Origin of the sequence: Paenibacillus sp. JDR-2 (assembly GCF_000023585.1) — a bacterium.
Taxonomy (GTDB): Bacteria; Bacillota; Bacilli; order Paenibacillales; family Paenibacillaceae; genus Pristimantibacillus.
In genome coordinates this window covers 4,192,289-4,212,583 of the sequence record NC_012914.1, presented here as the reverse complement: position 1 = coordinate 4,212,583, position 20,295 = coordinate 4,192,289, and the positions used below count along the sequence as shown (strand labels likewise).

General features: G+C 49.0%; 16 protein-coding genes. 10 read left to right on the top strand and 6 right to left on the bottom strand.

Going from position 1 to position 20,295, the window contains the following annotated elements; genetic code table 11:
* Positions 1–32: 32 nt before the first annotated feature.
* Positions 33–731 (bottom strand): hypothetical protein, encoded by a 699-nt coding sequence (locus tag PJDR2_RS18545; protein ID WP_015845253.1) that lies wholly within the window; start codon positions 729–731, stop codon positions 33–35.
* A 170-nt stretch (positions 732–901) separates the two neighbouring features.
* On the opposite strand from PJDR2_RS18545, the gene PJDR2_RS18540 reads away from it, so the two are divergent.
* The 5 genes from PJDR2_RS18540 to PJDR2_RS18520 all read left to right on the top strand — a co-directional run bounded on the left by PJDR2_RS18540 (position 902) and on the right by PJDR2_RS18520 (position 9,794).
* On the top strand, positions 902–2,233 hold the full coding sequence (locus PJDR2_RS18540; protein WP_015845252.1) for an ABC transporter substrate-binding protein: 1,332 nt from the start codon (positions 902–904) through the stop codon (positions 2,231–2,233).
* Between the two features lie 25 nt (positions 2,234–2,258).
* The gene (locus PJDR2_RS18535; RefSeq protein ID WP_015845251.1) at positions 2,259–3,128 is read left to right on the top strand and encodes a carbohydrate ABC transporter permease; all 870 of its coding nucleotides are present in this window, start codon (positions 2,259–2,261) and stop codon (positions 3,126–3,128) included.
* Positions 3,125–3,943 carry a carbohydrate ABC transporter permease gene (locus PJDR2_RS18530; protein WP_015845250.1) on the top strand — a complete coding sequence of 273 codons (819 nt, stop codon included), beginning with the start codon at positions 3,125–3,127 and terminating at the stop codon, positions 3,941–3,943. Before PJDR2_RS18535 ends, PJDR2_RS18530 begins: the two co-directional genes overlap by 4 nt.
* A 217-nt stretch (positions 3,944–4,160) precedes the next feature.
* Positions 4,161–8,693 carry a glycoside hydrolase family 3 C-terminal domain-containing protein gene (locus PJDR2_RS18525; RefSeq protein ID WP_015845249.1) on the top strand — a complete coding sequence of 1,511 codons (4,533 nt, stop codon included), beginning with the start codon at positions 4,161–4,163 and terminating at the stop codon, positions 8,691–8,693.
* 69 nt (positions 8,694–8,762) lie between these two features.
* A complete protein-coding gene (locus PJDR2_RS18520; protein WP_015845248.1) occupies positions 8,763–9,794 on the top strand; it encodes an S-layer homology domain-containing protein in 1,032 nt (343 codons plus the stop codon).
* Positions 9,795–9,830: 36 nt separating this feature from the next.
* Here PJDR2_RS18520 and PJDR2_RS18515 read toward each other — a convergent pair whose 3' ends face one another.
* The gene (locus tag PJDR2_RS18515; RefSeq protein WP_015845247.1) at positions 9,831–10,748 is read right to left on the bottom strand and encodes an AraC family transcriptional regulator; all 918 of its coding nucleotides are present in this window, start codon (positions 10,746–10,748) and stop codon (positions 9,831–9,833) included.
* Positions 10,749–10,847: 99 nt separating this feature from the next.
* Here PJDR2_RS18515 and PJDR2_RS18510 point away from each other — a divergent pair, with 99 nt between their 5' ends.
* From PJDR2_RS18510 to PJDR2_RS18500, 3 genes are all read left to right on the top strand, one after another.
* Positions 10,848–12,932, top strand: a complete 2,085-nt coding sequence (locus tag PJDR2_RS18510; protein WP_015845246.1) for an amylo-alpha-1,6-glucosidase — start codon at positions 10,848–10,850, stop codon at positions 12,930–12,932.
* 161 nt (positions 12,933–13,093) lie between these two features.
* Positions 13,094–14,323, top strand: a complete 1,230-nt coding sequence (locus PJDR2_RS18505) for a multidrug effflux MFS transporter (protein ID WP_015845245.1) — start codon at positions 13,094–13,096, stop codon at positions 14,321–14,323.
* A gap of 125 nt (positions 14,324–14,448) precedes the next feature.
* Positions 14,449–14,925, top strand: coding sequence for a GNAT family N-acetyltransferase (locus tag PJDR2_RS18500; RefSeq protein ID WP_015845244.1), 477 nt, complete (start codon positions 14,449–14,451; stop codon positions 14,923–14,925).
* 166 nt (positions 14,926–15,091) lie between these two features.
* Here the strand turns inward: PJDR2_RS18500 and PJDR2_RS18495 are convergent, their stop codons facing one another.
* The 4 genes from PJDR2_RS18495 to PJDR2_RS18480 form a co-directional block, all read right to left on the bottom strand.
* Entirely contained in the window at positions 15,092–16,591 is a 1,500-nt protein-coding gene (locus PJDR2_RS18495) for a glycoside hydrolase family 43 protein (RefSeq protein WP_015845243.1), read from the bottom strand.
* Between the two features lie 134 nt (positions 16,592–16,725).
* Positions 16,726–17,637, bottom strand: coding sequence for an ArsR/SmtB family transcription factor (locus PJDR2_RS18490; RefSeq protein WP_015845242.1), 912 nt, complete (start codon positions 17,635–17,637; stop codon positions 16,726–16,728).
* Between the two features lie 23 nt (positions 17,638–17,660).
* Entirely contained in the window at positions 17,661–18,296 is a 636-nt protein-coding gene (locus tag PJDR2_RS18485; RefSeq protein WP_015845241.1) for a GntR family transcriptional regulator, read from the bottom strand.
* 12 nt (positions 18,297–18,308) lie between these two features.
* Positions 18,309–19,115, bottom strand: coding sequence for a sugar phosphate isomerase/epimerase family protein (locus tag PJDR2_RS18480; RefSeq protein WP_015845240.1), 807 nt, complete (start codon positions 19,113–19,115; stop codon positions 18,309–18,311).
* Positions 19,116–19,435: 320 nt separating this feature from the next.
* Here PJDR2_RS18480 and PJDR2_RS33555 point away from each other — a divergent pair, with 320 nt between their 5' ends.
* Together PJDR2_RS33555 and PJDR2_RS33550 are read left to right on the top strand one after the other, a co-directional pair.
* Positions 19,436–19,870 (top strand): NAD(P)-binding domain-containing protein, encoded by a 435-nt coding sequence (locus PJDR2_RS33555; protein ID WP_265525059.1) that lies wholly within the window; start codon positions 19,436–19,438, stop codon positions 19,868–19,870.
* Positions 19,837–20,295 carry a phosphogluconate dehydrogenase C-terminal domain-containing protein gene (locus PJDR2_RS33550; protein WP_322597420.1) on the top strand — a complete coding sequence of 153 codons (459 nt, stop codon included), beginning with the start codon at positions 19,837–19,839 and terminating at the stop codon, positions 20,293–20,295. Before PJDR2_RS33555 ends, PJDR2_RS33550 begins: the two co-directional genes overlap by 34 nt.

The following is a 20,295-nucleotide window of genomic DNA, read 5'->3' as shown; positions in this document are numbered from 1 at the left end:
CTGCGGCAGCGCGGGCTGGGCATGGTCAGGTTCTACGAGGGGGTAAAACACATTTCCTGAATCATCTTTGACGTAAACTTTTGCTTGCGAATTCCCGTTCCGGCCAATCTCCATCGCATCGGACAGATGCTCGTAGGTTTGTTCGACCTCAACGACGGCAGGCGTTGAGAAGCGGGGAATCGAAAGCTTCGCACCAGGGAAAAGTTAAAAGGCAAGGTTTGCTGCCATTTGCTGGAATGAGGAGGTACAAGTAGCTTTTCGCCATCCAGCTTAATGGCATCCTGAATCCAGCGGGCATCGCGTATTTGAGCCTCAAGGTCGGAGACCGTATTGTTCATGTTCTGACCGTAAGTCAGAAAGAAGCCTTCTAATGTAATCAGATTGATCTGAGTGGCGATAAACCACGGACCGTTTAAGGAAGCCAGTAAGTCCTCGTACTTCTTACGCTTGGCATAACTCTGGAAGGAAGAAGACTCTTCCTGGCTTTGCTCATATAAGTAATTTTTAATATCGGAACTATAGATCACTTGCGCGGAGATGCGGTCCAGATCTTCTATCATATTATCGAGCGCTTCCTGATAACGGTATAGCTGTTGTCTGTTCGTTTCCTCGCCGCGGATGGCTAGATCCTTAGAGGTTTGTCTATAGAAGAGAAAGCTGCTGCTGGCGACAAGAATCGAACAAAGAAGCGTAAAACTAAGGAATAAACGAGTGTGAATAGTGAGCTGCATAGGTTCCCCTCCTGTGAAGGTATTATAGCATGCAGTCAAAAAGAGATTATGCAAAGGTTCAGATTTTACAGGCTTCAAGTACAGTTTTTCCATTCCGATGCAGGGGTTAATACTCTAAGATAAAGAAGCACTAAGCAAATAACACGATTATACAAATCGGAGGGGTCATCATGGCAATGGGGAAAAGAGCGGCAGTTGTATTAGTCGGACTGACCGTCATGCTGTCAGCATGCAGCCAAGGTAACGGAAATAACGGAAATAACTCGAGCGAGACTACTAACGCGGGAGCAACTCCGGCTGCTACGCAGTCGACCGACAAAAAGCCCGTCACTCTTAAAGTTCTGGTAGCAAGCGATTGGTTGAAAGAGAAAAAGTGGCAGATGATATTCGACGATTACGAACAGCAGACCGGAAATAAGCTGGATATCCAAAGCGCTCCGGTTAATAGCTACAAGGATTTGGTGAATACCCGCCTTGCTACTCAGGATGCGCCTGATCTGTTGTTCTACTGGAGCCAAGCAGGTGCGATCAGCCAACTTCAGCCGGAGAAAAACCTTCTGGATCTCAGCAATGAAGAGTTTGTATCGCGCATTAACCCTGCTGTCAGCAAATATTTCCTTAAATCGAAAGATAAATTGTACGGGATTCCGGTGACGGGCTTAAGCGTTGGCGGCGTGCTGTACAACAAAAAGGTATTCTCGGATCTGGGTATTGAGATTCCGACGACTTACGAGGAGTTCCTAGCAGCTTGCGAGAAAATCAAAGCTGCCGGAATTACGCCGATTTACGAAGCGGGCAAGGAAGGCTGGCCGCTGCAAATCTTCTCGTTTGACGCTATGGCGAATGTCATTAACAAGCAGCCGGATCTGATGGATAAGCTGAATGCGCGCCAGGTTACTTATGACCAAGTGCCGGAGTTTGTTGATGTTCTTCAAAGACAAAGCGACTTGCAGAAGAGCGGCTATGTGAATAAGGATCTGTTCTCCGCAACGTATGACATGTCCCTTGAGCAAGTGGCTACCGGGAAATCCGCCATGATCTTCCAGGCCGATTGGGCTGTCAGCCCGCTGCTTGAGAAATATTCGGATGCTCAAATCGGTATGTTCCCGCTTCCGGCGGATGGCGACAGCTACGCGGCAATCTCCGATCCTAACGGTCTGTATGTTCTTAAAAACTCCAAAAATGTGGATGCGGCCAAGGATTTCCTGAATTTCTTCAGCAGCCAGGAAGAGCTGACGAAGTATTTCAATGAGGTGAAGTCGATTCCGACTTGGACAGGTCTTAGCGTTGATCTCAATCCGGGAACTTCCGATATGAACACTTATGTGGAGAGCGGCAAAGCGGTACCATTCTTTAATGCCTTGTCCATCATTGATATCGGCGATTATCAAAGCATTCTTCAACAGCTGTACGGCGGCCAATTGTCTGCCGAAGGCGTTGCTAAGAGCTTGCAATCCAACATAGATAAAGGGGCGAAGGCGGCTGGTATAGCCGGTTTCTAATCCCCTAAGGAAGGAGTGGGGGACTATGCTGCATAGAAGAATGTACCCCTTATGGTTAATTGTTCCTGCACTTGCGATTTATTCGATTATGTATGTGTTCCCGACTTTATCCGGGTTCTATTACTCGCTTACCGACTGGTCTCCGTATAAGGATACGATTAAATTCGTTGGCTTTGATCAGTTTAAGGAGCTGTTAAGCACAAAACCGATGTATACGGCTATGAAGCATACGGTCATTTACGCCGTTATTGTTACGGTTCTGCAAAACGGGCTAGGTGTTATCCTAGCCCTTCTTATGAACACCACCATCGGAGGACGCAATTTCTTCCGGAGCGTATTCTTTTTACCGTGTATTTTAAGTGCTTTGGTTGTAGGCTATATGTTTACGATTGTTCTTCATCCAAACGGCATACTGAATCAATTTTTAGACATTTTCGGATTATCCTCAATCGCAAAGGATTGGATCGGCGATCCCAAGCTTGCGTTATATTCCATTACCGGAGTAGCCGTATGGCAATGGGCAGGTTCATCGATGGCTCTGTATCTGGCAGGTCTTCAAGGCATTTCGAAGGACATGATTGAAGCGGCCGTAATCGACGGAACAACGTATTTTCAACGATTGCGTTTCGTCGTTATGCCAATTCTGGCGCCGGTGGTAACCATTAGCGTTCTTCTAAGCATGATTGGTTCCATGAAAACCTTTGAGCTTATTTACACAACGACGGGAGGGGGCCCTGCCGGGGCTACCGAAGTCATGAATACGTTTATTTTCAAGCAGTTTGGCGCGGGGCTATATGCGTACGGTACAGCAGCTAACGTTGTATTATTCCTGTCGGTAACCATTGTTTCTCTTCTCCTCGTTAAGCTGATGAAGAGGGGGGAGACTGCGGTATGAAGATCAACTACGGGGCCGTACTGCGTACGTTTATAGCGATTCTGGGCAGCTTGATTATCATATTGCCGCTCTTGCTGATTGTTCTGGGTTCGTTAAAAAGCCCGGCTGAAGCCGCAAAGCTGGATTTAAGCCTGCCTTCCAAGTGGATGTGGTCCAACTATAAGACGGTATTTGTGGAAGGACGACTATTAAACGGTTTTAAAAATAGCGTCCTGGTTACGGTATCAACGGTTGCTTTAACCGTCGGCGCGGGCTCGATGTGCGCATTTTTCCTGTCGCGCCGTTTGGGCCGCTGGGTATCTTACTTATTTATTTTCTTCTTCGCGGGAATGATTGCTCCGCCTTCCATGATTCCGTCGATAAAGCTCATGCAGTCGCTTCATATTTCGGGTGAATATATCGGGCTGATTCTATTTCTGGCCGCGTTGTATCTGCCGCTTACGATCTTTATCATGAGCGGATTCGTGAAGACGCTGCCGCGGGAACTGGACGAAGCGGCGACGATTGACGGGGCAGGCAGTTTCTATACCTTCTTTAGAGTTGTTTTTCCGCTGCTTAAGCCTTCCATCGCTACGGTAACGGTATTTATTTCGATCTACGCCTGGAACGATTTCGCGAACACGCTTTATATTATAAGCGACAGCAGCAAATGGACGCTGCCGTTCTCGGTCTATAACTTTGTCTCGCAATACGGTACGGAATGGCAGTTTGTATTCGCGGATCTTTTATCGGTTATGCTGCCGATGCTGGTCGTATATCTCTTCTTGCAGCGCTTTATTATTGAAGGAATGACAGCGGGATCGGTGAAAGGCTGATTTAGTTTAGATCAACGCAAGAGCATCTTATGAATTTATTTTCATAGGGTGCTCTATTTGTTTTTCGATCGGAAATAAGGAAGAAAAGATTATTCATAAATGTACGATTTTTACAGGGGGCATGTTCATTATTTCCATTCTCCGGGTGGATAGAAACCTTTAGGATATGGTTTGTAAGCGTTTTACGAATCTATTAGCAGAGTAAAGGAGAGGGAGTATGGCTGGAACAGATCAAAGAAGCAAGAAGCTCCGCAATCGTGTGGCCTCATTATCCGTTGCGGTGGCATTGTCCATTTCTGTTGTTTCTCCGGGGTATTATACGGCGCACGCCGCGGAGGGGAGCAGCTTCAAGACTCAAGTCGGCGGAGTTTATGACGGCATGCCGTTGTTTGACGGCAATCCCGATCATCTTAATGCCTTCGTGAATACTTATTTCGATTATATCGGCCTGGAAGGAGCCGCTTTGTACGCTACGGGCATTCGGGATAATTATACCTTTGTCATGGACGATAATCCGAATAAAGGGAAAACCGTTCCCGGCGGGATTGCGGCAGCGGATAATCCTTACGGCGTATCTACCGATTTTGCATCGCTGCTAGGCCTCGGACAGACCTGGAACAAGGAGCTGGCGGCCCAAGTAGGTCAAGTAATGGGCAGCGAGAAAATCAGTCAGCTGAACGTGAAGCAGGGGACGTCCAACATTCATAACGGCTCGAATGCTTCAAAGCCGATTGCTTTCACCGCTATTACGGACTTACGGGTTAACCCGCTGAATGGCCGTTACGCGGAGGGGTACGGCGAGGATCCTTTTCTAACGGCAACCATGGTTGACAGTATGTCCGCCGGTCTTGCCGGAACGAATCAGGATGAGAGCAACAACGGCTTCTGGCAGCGGGCCATCGTTGGCACAAGGCATTTCTCTTTGTACAATGCGGAGTGGTTCCGTCAGACAGCGAGTTACAACGCTAGTGCCAGAGGCATCTACGAATATCATGCGACTTCAGCCTTCAAAGCGCTGGAATCGGGCTCGCTCTCCGGTGCCATGACGGCATTCGGCCGCACGAATGGAATCCCGAATCTGATCTCGCCTTACATGCTGTTAGGCAATAAGGTTGCCAAATACGGAATGTACTCTTCGCCGGACTTTAATGCGGAGAATCATACGTTCGCGAGCGGCAGTATGGGTAACGGATACGACACCAAATATACGCTGGACCGGAAACACATCCTGGCGTTGATGGTATTGGCCCGTTCGGAGTCGACCCGGGCTTCGGGCACGGATAAGACGGATGTTGTGACATTAGCCAATGCCGTTAAAGAAAGCCTGTACGGGATTACGCTGCAGGACGTGCAGGATGCCGGCAGACCGCTAATCAATCAGCTTGTCCGCATCGGCGTATTTAACGAAGTGGATGCAAACGGAGTGCCGATTAATTATCCTTTTGCCAATCAGGCGAAAGACGTAGCTTCGACACTGACGGACTATAACACTGCCGCGCATCAGGAAATTGCGAAGCAGGAAGCAAGGGAAACCGTTGTGTTGTTGAAAAATACGGACGTAACCTTGCCTCTCTCCAAGTCGGATAAAGCAGCTGTCGGCGGTCTTTATGCCGATACCCGCATTGTGGCGCAAAACGGCCTGAACACGCCTAATATTGCGAATGCAAGCAAATCTCCGCTGTATTCCGTCTTGAATGAGATTGGAGCGGACCATGTACAGTACGCGACCGGTAATGAAGTTATTGCGTTAAAATCGAAGCTGAACGGACAATACCTGACCGCAGGCGCCGGAGCGGGAAGCCAGCTGGTGGCCAATTATACGCCGGCAGACAATCAATTTACGGATGCGCAGCTGTTCGATGTAGCGGACTGGGGCCAGAACGCGACCAGCCTGCAATCGAGAGCTAACGGCTACTGGGCGATCTCCCCGTCGGCCAACAGCTCCAGCGTCAGCAACACGTCCAATACAACCTTGTATCTGACGGATTCGAACTGGGCAACGCTGACGGCTAAGGCAAGAACAAGCACGATTCCGCCGAAGCTGCGTATCGAGAGCAACAATGACCAATCGATCTCGATGATCGCGAACGGCTTAGGCTTCCAAACGGGAGTATTCAGCGGCAGATACATTAAAACAGCCTCGGACGGGAAGATTGCCACGGATTCCGCAACGATTGGCAACATGGCAGCATTTAATACCCGTGCCGATGACGTGAAATATGAAAGGACGGTTGTCAAGGAAGCGGGTGCCGACCTTGCCGCTATGGCTAATACGCAGGACTATGCCTTGTTGTTTGTAGGCGCCGATCCTCGCAACAGTGCTTCTGAAGGCAATGACCGTGCCAGCCTTTACCTTGGCGCCAACGATTATAAGCTTGTGAAGAATGTCGCTGCTGCTTTTGCGGCGAAGAACAAAAAGACGATTGTTGTCGTTCTGGCTAATTCGCCTGTTATTGTCGACGAGATCCAGAAGGATCCGAACGTCTCGGCTATCGTCACGCAGCCTTATTCCGGCGAATTCGATTCGCAAGGATTGGTTGACGTGCTGTACGGCGACTATGCGCCAACCGGCCGATTGACATCGACCTGGTACGCGGACATGTCCGCTCTTCCTAATATCGACAAGTACGATATTCCGGAAGGCAATACGACTATTACGTCGCTGGACCAACTGGATCCTCGTTACACCAAAGATATGTTTGATGCCGATCCGGTTCAAACGAAGCTGACTTATATGTATACGTCGGCACCTGTTACTTATCCTTTCGGTTATGGACTAGGTTACTCGGAATTCACTTACAGCAATTTCTCCGTGCCAAGCGCTGCAGGCAGCAACAAATTTAACGTGGCGGTAGAGATTACGAACGAAGGCAGCGTTGCTACTTCCGAAGTTGTTCAGCTGTATGCCAAGCACAATAAATCCAGCTATGACGGGTATGCTCCATCCAAGAAGCTGGTTGCTTACGAGAAGGTTGATCTTACCGCTGGAGAGCACAAAATTGTGAATCTGACGGTTGATCCAAAAGATCTGGCCATCTGGGACGTAAATAAAGGCGATTATGTTCTGGAAAAAGGCTCTTATTCGCTTATGGCGGGCCACTCTTCCGCGGATATTCGCCAGACCGCTACGATTCAAATTGCCGGCGATACCGTTGCATCCGTGAAGGGAACGGACGGGTTAAACGTATTCGATCATTCTTTTGCTTCGAATGGGGTTGTCTACCGCGAAGCTTCCAAGCAGCGTACGGCTGATAACCTGAAAGCACAGGAGCTTGTAGGCGGTTATTATGCCGTCATGTCCAAAGGAAACGGTTCTTGGACGGCTATTCCGAATGCGGACTTTACGGGCGCCATGAAAATCACAGCGAAGGTTGCGACAAATGTTGCGGGCGGGAACATTACGCTGCGGGCGGATTCGCTAACAGCCGAGCCGTTTGCAACGATTCCTGTCCCGGTGGCGGATAAAGTAACCTACACGATGAATGGGGCAGCCGATCAAACGGTTAATGAGCTGGGGTATGCAGAACAAGAGGTTGACGTTACGGATGCGCCGGCGGGCTTACACACGGTTTACGTCGTCTTTGAAGCTCCGGATCTGCGCATTGACTCGCTGGCGGTTACGGAAACCGCATTTGGCATTACCAAGCCTTTGGCCAATGCCGCTTTACCTTCCGCTTTGCCGGGCGTTGCTTACGATCAAACCCTTGAATTGGAGGCAACTGGCGGCAAGGCTCCGTATACTTGGACGGTGACGGGTCTCCCTGAGGGTCTAAGCTTTGACGCGGACGCTAAGAAAATTACGGGAACCGTGGATGAGAACGCATCGGAAGCTAGTCCTTATACGCTGACGATTACGGCGACCGATGCGAATAACGCTGCGGTATCGGTTTCGAATACGCTTGCCGTTCGCAGTTCCGCGGCAGCCGGAGTATTAAGCGGACCTAACCAGATCCATTCGGGTGCGGCTTTTGACGTAAAGTATGGGCTCGCTGGCGTATCTTCGGGTAATGTTCTGGCAGAGGATGTAACGGTAACCTACGATCCTTCCAAGATGGATTTTGTATCGGTGGCATCGTTGGATGAAGAAAAATACCTGGTTGTGGGACAACAGCCGGATGCGGCAGCCGGCAAGCTCCGTTTCCTGGGAGTCCGCCTGGGCGATGCCCAGACCAATCCGAACGGCGAACTGGTTACCTTGAAATTTAAGGCGAAGAGAAACGCCGGAGCGGGAATCGCGAATATCTCCATCACGAATCTCGTGATTGCGGATGAAGAGGCGCATGAAACGTCACTCGACGGATCGACGCTTGGCGTGCAAATTAATGTCATTGACCGGACCGCGCTTGAGACGCTGATTAGTGAAGCGCAAAACTTCTATGCTGCTGCGGTAGAAGGCACGAAGGTTGGTCAATATCCGGTTGGTTCGAAAGCAGCTCTGCAGGCAGCCATCGATACGGCGCTTAACGTGCTGATTGACGATAACGCGGGCACGGCGGATATTCAAGCAGCGGTTACCGCGCTTAACTCGGCCCTGCAGGCGTTTAAGGATGCGAAGATTACATCCATAGACGGCGATTCGAACGGAGATAACAATCTCACGGTTGGCGACCTTGCGATCGTAGCTAAGGCATACGGAGCCAAGTCGACTGACCCGAACTGGAACTCCGTGAAATCGTATGACCGCAACAACGACGGAAAAATCGATATTGAAGATTTGGTATGGCTTGCAGTAAAAATCCTGAACGCTTAATTTAGTTCAAATGGGGGAGAAGGCAGCTTGCTGTCTTCTTCCCGTTTCCCGAAAGGATGAGTGTCCATCATGTTGTCACGGACGATAACCGGCTTACTGGCCGTACTGATGCTTTTTGTTTGCTTCCCGATTAGCGATACTTATGCAGCCGAAACGCCAAGCTTTACGATTACGGCGGATAAGACTACCCCGCAAGCAGGCGGTGAAGTGGTTGTCACCGTTCATGGCGATCATTTGCAAGCCCTTTACGGTTATGAAATCAATCTCTCTTATTCTTCGAAGAAGTGGCAGTTCGTTAGTGCGGCCAGCGCTCTGAGCGGTGGATTTGCGGTGCCTCCTATTGTAAAAGATGATACGTTGACCTTTGCCTACACGAAGACGGGCAGCACCACGGCGGGAGTCAGCGGATCCTCCAATCTGGCGACCGTCAAATTCAAATCGATAGAAGCAGGGAGTTCGGATATCAAGCTCACGCGGATCAAAACCGTGGATAAAAGTCTGAAGGCCAATGAATATACGCCTAACGTTACCGTATATATTCAACCTTCTTCCATTTCTTTTAAGGATGTGCCGGAAGGTTTTTGGGCCAAATCGGCTATCGAACGCGCAGCCTCAATGGGGATTGTGACCGGTTATCCGGATGGCAGCTTTAAGCCGAATCTCGCCGTCACCCGCGCGGAATTTGTTGCGATGCTGGTTCGCGCCTTGAAGGGGAATGCCGGTGCGATTCAATCCGAGCTTAACTTTGCGGATAACGGTTCAATTGGGGGATGGGCTAAGCCGTATATCGCAACAGCAGCTTCGGAAGGATGGGTTACAGGCTTTAATGACGGGACATTCCGGCCGAATCAGCCGATTACGCGGACAGAAATGACCGTTATCGCAACACGCGTGTTGAAATTAACGGCAGACGGGTCCGTAGCGATTCCATTTAAGGACGCAGAGACTATTCAGGCTTGGGCCAAGCCGTATATTGCGGCAGCCGTGCAAGCCGGGATCATTCAAGGACAAGGGAATAACCGGTTTGCTCCGGCTGCCTCAACCAGTCGTGCCGAAGCCGTAACCCTTATTTTGAGGATGATCGATTACGGACAAAAGTAAAAAAATCGCCACTCGCAGGAGTGGCGATTCTTATTTTCAGAAAGAAGATTTATTGGATGCCTCAGGCCTATATTGGCTTGGAGTAATGCCCATAACCTTGCGAAATACCTCGCGGAAATGAGCGGGATCCTGATAACCAACCTTCTTGGCGATATCGGCTACCGATTGACTGGTACCGGTCAACAGCTGGCAGGCCAGCTCCACACGCTTGTTCTGCACGTATTCGGAGAACCCCATCCCGGTTTGCTGCCGGAACAATCGGATGAAGTGCCGCTGGCTAATGCCGGCCTGGTCGGCTAACTGCTCCATCTTTAACGGTTCGGCAATGTGCCGATTAATATGCTCAACTATGCTTACAAACTCGCTATGTCTCGTGCTGCCGGTTGTTTGGTCGCCGGTGGAATCCTGCGTCTTCAGTTTCCTGGAAATGCGCGTCAGCAGTTGAAGCAAGCCGGCAAGTACAGTCGTTTCGAAGCCCCAAGACTCCTCCGTAAATTCCCGGTGCAGCTGTTCGAACGATGGCGCTAGCTCGAGCGGGGTATCCCGGAGAAATAGATACGTCCCGGGATTACCGTCAAGAACATGCAATACGTCGGTATCCCGGCAGTATTGAGATAACCATACGCCGAGCTCTCCGATCCAATCGGGGCGGATGCAAAGATTATAGACGAGTAGACGGTTAGCCGTACCGTTTGGCCGGAAAATATGGGAAGTGCCTATCGGAATGATATACAGACTGCCTTTGCTCGTTTTGTTCACTTCGTCAGCGACATAATGATAGCCCTCACCCGACATGACATACACAATCTCAAGATAGGCATGATCATGCTCTCTAAGATCAAAGCCTTCTTCCCAGCGGTTAATGAAAACAGGAAATTGATTATGGAAATGCTCCTCGATGGAAGAGTGGTGGGCGGGAGCTTTCCCCGCTTTTTTGGTATCGTTTGTAACCATGTCATTTTCCCCTATGCATCATGTCATTTGTTCCTGCTTCGCGGATGTTTTGCTTATTATACAATTTACGTAAACGATTCGAAAGGGGCAAGCTAACCGATGGTTTCACAAGATAAGAAAAAGGCTACCTGGATCTGGTATCCCGGAGATTTCGAGATTCGGCTGCATGAGAAAATGTCGGCAAAGCGTACCGCGCGAGGGGTTGCTTATCCTGCTTATTGGCGGCTTGACCGGCATTATTCCAATATTAAATTCCGTTATGCCTATGAGCTGGAGCATGAAGAAGAAATTACGATTGCGGCGGAAGGCGTCTTTTCCCTCTACCTGGACGGCAAAGATAATTACCGCTCCAACCGTTCAACGATAACGCTTCCCGCAGGGCGCCATGAAATTTCGGTCAGCGTGTTTAACGATAAGGAAATGCCGGCGCTTTATGTTGCGGGGGACTCCATTCAATCCGATTCCTCCTGGGAAGTGACTTCCTATCAGAATGACTGGCTGCCAGCAGGTCTCTGGAATTTTGATGCCCCGGAAAATAGACCGTCCGCCTTCAGATTGGCGGTTACGCCTCAAGAACCTGTCTCGGTTATCGATCAAGAAGGCTATCCGCTTCTTGATTTTTGCAAAGAAACCTTCGGCTATCTTCGTTTTCATAATCTGAGGGGCAACGGTTTCGTAAACGTCTATTTCGGAGAATCAATTGCAGAGGCTCTTTCGCCGGAGGAATGCGTGACCTTGGATGCTTTCGAAGCAGAGGAAGCAAGAGTGTTGGAAGAGGATGGCGTATTCACGCTGGAGGAGCCGAAGGCGTTCCGGTATGCGTGGATTCACGCCGATCCGGATGTAACGTGGGAACGGGTATCGATGCTCTACGAATATGTGCCGGTTCAGTACAGAAGCACGTTCGAATGCTCGGATTCAAGACTAAACGACATTTATAAAATGTCGCTGTATACGCTGCACTTGAATACGCGCGAATTTTTCCTGGACGGGATCAAGCGGGACCGCTGGGTCTGGTCCGGGGACGCTTACCAGGCGTTCCTGATGAACTACTACAGCTTTTTCGATCTGGATGTTACGCGCCGGACGCTTGTAGCTTTGAGAGGGAAAGACCCGCTAACCATGCACCTCAATACGATTGTGGATTACTCGCTCTATTGGTTCATATCTTTATACGACTATTATCTGTATACAGGAGATTTCTCCTTCATCCGCCAAAATTATGACCGTGCCGTAACCTTGATGGAATTTTGCTTACACCAGCGAAATGAAGAAGGATTTATCGAAGGACGGCCGCAGGATTGGGTATTCGTGGATTGGGCGGATTTGAACAATACGGGTGCGGTAAGCACCCTGCAGATTTTATTGGCCCGGAGTCTGGAAGCGATGAGGGCGTTCTCAGGCCAGATTGGCGAGATAGAGGCATCCTCTAATTACGGTCGCTTGGCGGCAGAGCTTAAAGAAAAGACGTTAGCCTTATTCTGGGATAACGAAAGAGGCGGGCTGCTGCATCACCGCGTAGATGGGGAGACTAAGCCGGTGCTCACAAAGCATGCCAATATGTTTGCGATGACCTACGGATATTTGTCGGAAGAACAACGTTCAAGCGTGATCCGTCAGGTGATGCTGAATCCTGAAGTTCCGCAGATTCGGACTCCTTATATGCGGTTCCATGAATTAGCCGTGTTATGCGACAGCGGCGAACATGATGTCGTGCGCAAGGAGATGCTGTCCTATTGGGGCGGCATGATGGATCTGGGGGCTACATCCTTCTGGGAGGAGTACGACCCTTCGCTTGCCGATGATCAGCATTACGGCATGTATGGCATGCCATTTGGCAAAAGTCTATGCCATGCCTGGGGGGCGGGTCCGATCTATCTGATTGGAAAATATTATCTTGGCATCACCCCGGCGTCGCCCGGCTATGAAACCTACCGCATACAGCCGAACTTGGGCGGGCTGCAGCATATGCAAGGGACTATTCCGATCGGTGAGGGGCAGATCACGGTTAAGATGGATCTATCCAGCATTCAAGTGGAAAGCACAAGCGGCTCTGGCGTGTTGACCTTTGTAAGCTACCGTATACCCGAATGCTCGGACGCCGAAGTTAAAGCCATCGGGAATAACACCTATGAAGTAACCGTAGAGGCGGGGAAGCCTTACCGCATCATTTATCAAGCATAGGACATCTCATTGGAGAAACTCCTCAGGCGGGGAGTTTCTTTGCGTGCAAGCTTATTGTTTTACATTTATTTTTCTTGACTTGGAGTGAACTCCGGGTTGTATAATCACATTTGACACAAATAGAGAAAACAGACTAGGGAGATAGGAGATTCTTATTCGCAATGAATGCAAACAAAAAATCGAATTTCATTCGGCAAGCCTTGCTGTTAGGGTTATTTTCGACGCTAGGCCCGTTTACGATTGATATGTATCTGCCGGCGTTCCCGGAGATTGTGGAACAGCTTGGCTCTTCGGCTTCACTCGTTCAGTTCAGTCTCACAGCCTGCTTGCTTGGACTTGGCATCGGCCAGCTTGTGATGGGTTCGCTAAGCGATGTCTATGGCAGACGTATTCCGCTGCTTATTTCAATGGCCTTTTATGTGGCATCCTCATTGGCATGCGCATTCTCGCCGAATATCGTTCTTTTGATCCTATTCCGCTTTATTCAAGGCGTTGCCGCTTCGGCCGGCATTGTCATTTCCCGCGCGATCGTACGCGATCTGTACAGCGGTCACGAGCTGACCAAGTTTTTCTCGCTGCTCTTGCTTGTGGGCAATTTAGGGCCTCTCGTGGCGCCTGTTGCCGGAAGCGGTGTGTTGTCGGTTACCTCCTGGATTGGAGTCTTTATCTTCTTGGCGGTACTTGGCATCTACCTGCTGTCCGTCACAAAATGGAGCCTCAAAGAAACGCTGCCGGTCGACCGCCGCAGTCCTTCGAATTTCGGGCAGCAGCTGCGCAACTATGGTTCGCTGTTAAGGGATCGCCAGTTTGTCGGTTATATGCTGGCACAAGGCATTATGATCGCCGGGGTGTTTGCTTATGTATCGGGAACACCGTTTATTTATCAAAATATTTACGGAGTATCGCCAACCGTATTTGCTCTTCTGTTCGGATCGAACGGGGTCAGCCTGATCATCGGTTCCCAGATCGTCGGACGTCTGGCGCATCGCGTATCTGAACGCAGCTTGTTGTTATTCGGTCTTTGCCTTGCTTTATTGGCAAGCATGATCGTTGTAGTGGTAACGCTTGTTCACGGACCGCTATTTACGCTTGTTATTCCGTTGTTTATCTTTGTGGCCTCGATTGGCATTACCTCAACGGCAGCATTCCCGCTTGCTATGGAGAGTCAGGCTAATCAGGCGGGCAGCGCGGCTGCGCTGCTTGGCGTTGTTCCGTTCCTGCTTGGTGCGGTTGTTGCTCCGCTTGTTGGCATTGCCGGTGAAGATACGGCTGTTCCGCTTGGGATCATTATTTTAATCACAAGTATTGCGGCTATGCTCGCCTACTTCCTGCTCGTAAGAAGAGGGACGAGCGCGCCTAAATTAAAAACGGTGGGTCAAAAAGCCGTATAAGAGACCGACAAAAATCCCGATCATGATTGATCGGGATTTTTGTCTTGATGTACAGATAGGATTTGACTACAGTCGCTTCGTGCTATACTCTGATATAACGATGAAACAGCAAAAGGGAGATACAGATGCCTTCAATTATAACAAAGCCGTTCGATAAAGAAATGCAAAACCTGTTAAGCGAGTTAAGCTCGGGTTATCATGCCGGGGAATTAAGCCGGAAGGATCCTTCGGAATTACCCGAAGTGATTTATACGATTGAGCATGATGACGAAATGGTTGGATACGGAGTCGTGCGGGAATACGCGCAGGGCAACCAATTGATTCAAAAGGCGGAAAAGGATTATTTTCACCCGGATGAAAGATATCTGGAGAAGGATTTCTATATTGATATCAAGAACGAGACGAACTTTATTTTTATCGAAGCTTTGGATGTGCTGAAGGAACATGAAGGAAAAGGGTATGCAGCGTACTTCATGAATTGGCTGAAAGCGAAATATCCAAATAAAAAGATGTATGTCTATTCGCTTGATAAATCACAGAACTTTTGGTACAAACAGCAGTTTGAAGTTGTAGGAAGCACGGTTTGGATGACTTACAATTAAATGGCTTGAATAAACCTGAGTCAGCTCGCTGAAGAAATAGCTCGCATAATCATTAACGTTTAAAAATAGCGGAGTAGGGGCTACCCTTACTCCGCTATTTTACGTTTTTTCTAACTTATGCTTTTTTAGAGGATTTTGGGCATACCTGCTCACAGCTCTTTGTTTATTAAGGATTAGGAAGATACTCGCATTTGAAGTTCGAGAATTCTGCGTGAGAGTTATGGCCATGGGCATACAGCCCGATAATAACGCCAGTAAATCCTCCGGCAACTTCCGAAGAGAGATACTTCGACTGGGCTGATCCCAAGTCAATCAGTCCGCTGTCCGTAACGATATGGAAGCTGTAGCGGGTATGGCTTGCTTTGATGAGCAGCGACGCCTGATTAAATTGCTTCAAATTCACATCATGTACGATTGATTTAATATCGCCGATATTCAAGCGTTGAATCACTTTGTACCCGTCTTCAATCTTCCGGATGGCGAAATCATAATGATGATTCTCATCCATATAGAGGGTTAGGCCGGCTTCGCCGCTGATTAAGGAGATATCGCAGGAGATATCCGCGATAAAGTCCTTTTGACGAATGCCGATAAAGGTCGGGGAGTCTGCCTGATCCAGGGAAATTTCCGTACCTTTAAGCGTCAGCTTGTTCCGCTCAAGCGTATAGTTGTCCTGCTCCGGAGTGCGGAGATAACACCACTCCTTGCTCCAGTCCGTATTTTCAAACGTGAAGCTTGTCTTCTCGGTCTGAACAACATGATCCGGAATTAACGCGTTTTCAAAGCTGCTCAGGGTAGTGCCGTTGTGGCCAGCCGTAAACCAACCATCTTCTTCGAAGGTAACCGGCGTAAGGAAGACTTCCCGTCCAAGATGATGGTAGGCGAGCCATTGGCCGCTTTGGCGGAAGCCTAGATGAAGCATCCACCAATTCCCGTCAGGATCCTGAATCAGGTCTCCATGGCCAACAGCCTGCACTTCATAACCGCCTAAATTGCGATTGGTTAGGACCGGATTGAGGGGATAAGCTTCAAAGGGGCCATGTAAGGATTCGCTGCGCGCGTAAGTAACCATATGCCCAAATTCGGTACCGCCCTCGGCCGCTACCAGATAGTACAGACCTTTAATATTGTACATATGGGGAGCTTCAAGGAAACGTCCTCCCGTACCTTGCCAAATCGTGCGGCTTGGAGTCAGCTTGCGTCCGGTTGCAATGTCGATTTGACATTGTACGATCCCGCCAACTCCGAAATCATCTGATCCGTTGCTCATGAAATAGGCCTTTCCGTCTTCGAAAAATAAATCCGGGTCAATCCCTCCTTGATCGACATAGACCGGTTCGGACCATTCTCCGTAAATGTCATCCGTCCACACATAGAAGTTCTGACGGGTGGTATCATTGGTGGTTGTCATGTAGAAGCGTCCGTCGTGGTTACGGAGCGTAGGGGCAAAAACGCCGCCGGAGCTGTTCACTTTTTCGAGCTGAATCTGGCTTTTTCTGGTCAGGCAATGGCCGATCTGATGCCAATTCACGAGATCTTTGCTTTCGAACAGCGGAACGCCGGGGAAATACTGCATGGAGCTGCATACCAGATAATAGGTGTCTCCAACTTTGCATACGCTTGGGTCGGGGTAAAAGCCTTTAATAACCGGGTTGTTGAATTTCATATCGCTACCTCTAATTCGTCTAATGTTGGACTGGCGCCAATAAGGAAATTAAACAACATAAGCACCATGCATTCAATGGTGTAAGAGGGAAGCGGCGAACTATTTTAGTTGAATTCATATTCATGTGAATTTAATTACTCGTCCTCGGGATAAACACGGATAACGATATCCTTATCGTGATTGCCAAAGCCTGCGCCGTACAGCGTTAATCCGCCAACATGTGGACTGTCTTCGTCTACCGTAAAACGAAGCGTCCAAAATGGCTCAGCCAACCGAAGATCGGCTACAGTTACGTCCGACATTTGCTCGTTATCCATAAAGGTGCCCTTCGTATCCACGCGGATCGTCTTCCATAACCCGTATTGATTCACGTTGCGATGCCACCAATCCGGTGTATATTTGCCGCGTGCGGCCCTGCCGAAGTCAGCCGGACTTGTCCAGGTTCCCAGGTCAATCCCGTTAAAAGCGAAAGCAATGTCGGAAGGCCAATGATCGCTGAGACCGGGTGCTTCCGAAGCGATTTCCATTGAGATTTCCAAGACGCTGACGGATTGTTCGGGCTGCAAATAGTTAGGCGTTTTGTACTCCACGTATCCTTTACCAAACCAAAGAATTGAGGCATTCACCCGTTCCGGATCGAGAAAATAGCGGGGATCGTCCCAGACGCCAATCTCCATCTCGCGGGTTCCAAGCCCGCAGGTCGGATGGACTTCAAAGGCGGTATAATGTCCCACTGGGATAGATTGCTCTCTGAATTCCCTGGGCTTGCTTGCGAAAGGCAAGTCAATCCCGATATGCCTTTCCGTCAGAAAGCATAATTTATGGGTTCCGCCATTCCGGCGGACTCTGCGGCTGCCAATAAGCCCGGCTTGTTCAAGCTTGCGGATATGCATCGTTATAATGGACGGGCTAAGCTGCATGCGACCGGCAATATCTTTGGTGTTCATTTCCTTTTCGGCTAGCAGCTCCATAATTCTCCACCTGACTTCGCTCGCCAGCGCTTCGTATAAAGGCAGGAACTGTTTATCTCCGTTAGCTCTAATCATCGTGCAACAACCCCTTAGCTTGCTTACATAATTAAAATCCGTTTGCCGAACTCCAGATGCTCCTCCATCGCTTGGCTGGCTTTTTCCGAATCGCCTTCCTGAATGAATTGGAATATCCGCTGATGATCGTTAAAGGAGACGCCGATTCTTGTCCGGTCCTTGCGAAGAACGCCGATAGCAATCCGGTACAGCTGATCCTGCAGCCGCTCCATCGCTTGAATGATTTCCGAGTTGGCGTAAATCTCGACTAGCTTGCGGTGAAATTGCGAATCTGCATCCGTAAAAAGGCCGTAATCGCTCGCATCGACGTACAGCTGCTGATCCCGTAAATTCTGTTCAAACCAGTTGATATCACTGTTTTCCAGCTCCATGGCAGCCAGCTTGCGGACGACAAAACATTCCATCGCGATCCGGTAATCGTATAAATCAATCGCTTTGCGAAGAGACAGTTCGGCAACGACTAATCCTTTGTTGGGGGTATAATTGGCAAGCCCTTCGGCATCCAGTCTCTCCAAAGCAGCTCTTATAGGGGTGCGGCTCATCTCGAGCATTTCGACTAACATTCGTTCAGTCAATACTTCTCCGGGCTTGAGCTCGCCATCTAGAATGAGTTTGCGAAGATGAATAAAGGCCTTTTCTTTTAAAGTAACACCAGACATTATGATATTCTCCTATTCCGAAAAATGATTCGTTTGCAAATAGTGAAGACTCTCTTCCAGCCATTGGCGTTCCAAAGCTACAGTTTGTTCAACCGTTTCGGTAAAAGGAGTCCATAGCTCGAGAATAACATTTGAGTCTCTATGACTATCTCGTACGGTCTGCAAAAGTCCATCTATATCCAATTTACCATACCCTGCGGGTTTGCCCAAAACCATAAAGCCCATTTGATGATCCACTCTGGTAATATCGAAATCTTTCAAATGGAGATTAATCACATAAGGTGAGAGATCCTGAATTACGGTTTGAGGGCTGTCTAGCGCGCTAAAAGAATTGACGGTATCGAGGCAGCAGCCTAGAAACGGGCTATTAATGTCAACAAAAAGGGAGGCCAGCTGCTTCGTGGTATGAAGACCGTGATTTTCGACGGCAATTCGCACTCCGGATTGTTCAAAGAGGGGCAAGACCGCTTTAAGCTCCCGTACAGGATTTGTCAAATTTTCCTCCACAATCAACGTGCGGCAAAGAGAAGCGCCAAGTAAATTGGCGATGCGCAAATACACAAGAAGATGATCCGGATCCGTTCCCCTGGTACCGATCTCAATCTCGATTCCCATAGAATCAGCGTATTCCTTAATAGATATCAATTCTGTATCTTTCAGTAGATGGAGAGGGAAGTTATCGGCAATTTGGACAAGCTTTATGCGGTATGCGCGCGCGATATCCAGCAAATCAAAAACGCCTATAGGCTGAGGGGGAGCGGGATAACCGGGTACTCCTATCGACCATGTCAAAGAATAGGTGCTGATTCCAAGCTTCATTTTACCCCTCCTAAAAGAATTGCCGCATGCTCTTGGTGGCAATTCTACTTCGAAAGCATCTGCTAAGAATTGCCGCATGCTCTTGGTGGCAATTCTACTTCGAAAGCATCTGCTAAGAATTGCCGCATGCTCTTGGTGGCAATTCTACTTCGAAAGCGAGTGATTATATTAAAGAATAATCGGTTAAGAAGACATTGCAAACTATATTGTATACAATAAACTTTATATTGTATACATATTGTGTGCGAGAAATTTGTATGTTAGTCTGACCGTAGAAATACATTCCAATTGCGAAGTAAATGTCTTTGGAGGTGCTTGCTTTGGCTCAAATCGCACTGATTGGTGCAGGAGGAAAAATGGGATGCAGAATAACGGACAACATGAGAAAAGGGGATCACTTCGTTTCCTACGTTGAGATTGGCAGTAAAGGAATAGAACGCTTGGCCGAGCGCGGGATTGTACCGGTCAGGCAGGAGGAAGCCGTTCCGGATGCGGATGTCATTATTCTCGCGGTGCCTGATGTTGCTATCGGACAGATATCCGCGGCGGTTGTTCCTCTTATGAAGGCGGGGGCGTTGCTCTTGTTATTGGATCCGGCAGCAGCCTTTCTGGGAGAGCTGCCTTCCCGAAGCGATATTTCTTACTTTGTTGCTCATCCTTGTCATCCGCCGGTGTTTAATGACGAAATACGCTGGAGGCAAAGAGGGATTTCTTTGGCGGGGTGGCGGCCAAACAGGCCGTTGTGTGTGCTTTGATGCAAGGGCCAGAAGCTCACTATGCTTTGGGGGAGAGCCTTGCACAGGAAATGTTCGCACCCGTCATGAGATCTCACCGAATTACGGTGGAACAGATGGCCATACTTGAGCCTACCATGACTGAGACGATAAGTTCGATGATGGTTACGGTATTAGGCGAGGCGCTAGAGGAAGCCGTAAACCGCGGCGTTCCCTATGAGGCTGCCAAAGATTTTCTATTAGGGCATATCCATATTCAGTTAGGGATCGTGTTTGAAAAAGTGAATCCGTTTTCAGACGCTTGCCTGGTTGCCATTGAATACGGACGCAAGGCCATGATCAAAGAAGGATGGAAAGCGTTATTCCGACCGGAAAGCGTATATGAGCAGGTAGATGTCATGCTTCATCCCGAGAAACTGAGTACCCTCCAGTTCAAGGATTCCTGA